Here is a 1,231-nt window from a genome sequence, read left to right on the forward strand (position 1 = left end):
CAAGGCTGGCTGGCGGTGATTATGCATTTTCGCGGCTGTAGCGGCCGCCCCAACCGTCTGAACCGTATCTACCATTCCGGTGAAACGGATGATGGCAGCTATCTGCTGCGCTGGATGCGGGATACGCTAGGCGAGGTGCCGACCGCTGCCATCGGCATTTCTCTGGGCGGCAATATGCTGGCTTGCCTGCTGGCTAAACGGGAAGAAGCCCGGCTGTTATCCGCTGCGGCGATTGTCTCCGCGCCGTTTCACCTCGATGCCTGTAGCCGCAGGATCGAGCACGGGTTTTCCCGTATTTATCAGCGCTATCTGGTAGGACAGCTGAAACAGAATGCCCGGCGTAAGCTGGCGCGCTATCCGGGTTCGTTACCGATTGTCCCGGCGCAGTTGCAACGCATCACGGGGTTGCGCGAGTTCGATGATGCGATCACCGCCCGTATCCATGGTTTTCAGGATGCTGCCGACTACTATCATCAGTGCAGTGCATTGGCGTTACTGCCCACCATTCGCACCCCGACGCTGATTATCCATGCACAAGACGATCCGTTCATGACCCCCGAGGTGATCCCGGATATCACCCGTCTGCCGGCAACCATCGAATACCAACTGACGGCGCACGGCGGGCACGTCGGGTTTGTCGGCGGAACATTATTGAAACCGGAAATGTGGCTGGAACAACGCATTCCAGCCTGGTTCACGCGCTTTCTATCGGCGGACACCGCGGAGGCAACAGCATGATGATTCCCTGGCAGCAGCTTGATAGCGATACGCTGCAAAATATTATTGAATCCTTTGTGTTGCGCGAAGGCACGGATTACGGCGAGCAGGAGCGCTCACTGGAGGAAAAAGTCCGGGATATACGCCGCCAGCTTGCCTCGGGCGAGGTGGTGCTGGTGTGGTCAGAGCTGCATGAAACGCTGAATATCATGCCGCGCACCCAGCTAAACGAAAATACGCCGTAACGTGAAAAATCACCGTTTCCTGACGCGCGGGGGGTCGTCTTGCGTCACTGGGTCTGCTATACAGTGAGATCCGTGTTACTCAAACGCCTAATCCGACGGAGTGCAACCGCATGTCGCAACAACACCCGATCATTGCCGTTACCGGCTCCAGTGGTGCAGGCACCACCACGACCAGCCTCGCGTTCAGGAAGATCTTCCAGCAGTTGCAGATAAAAGCCGCTTCGCTGGAAGGCGATAGCTTTCACCGTTATACCCGGCCAGAGATGGAC

At 57.4% G+C, this 1,231-nt stretch carries 2 protein-coding genes and 1 pseudogene; all 3 read left to right on the forward strand.

What is annotated here, in order from left to right; genetic code table 11:
* Window positions 1-738, forward strand: a 738-nt coding sequence (locus J5224_RS28685; RefSeq protein ID WP_264628493.1) for a hydrolase, incomplete at its 5' end; no start/stop codon positions are given.
* Window positions 735-962 (forward strand): YheU family protein, encoded by a 228-nt coding sequence (locus tag J5224_RS28690; protein WP_264628494.1) that lies wholly within the window; start codon window positions 735-737, stop codon window positions 960-962. The genes J5224_RS28685 and J5224_RS28690, both read left to right, overlap by 4 nt.
* A 110-nt stretch (window positions 963-1,072) precedes the next feature.
* Window positions 1,073-1,231: pseudogene (locus tag J5224_RS28695) on the forward strand (phosphoribulokinase); the annotation flags it as partial.

The organism is Candidatus Symbiopectobacterium sp. NZEC135, from assembly GCF_025962695.1.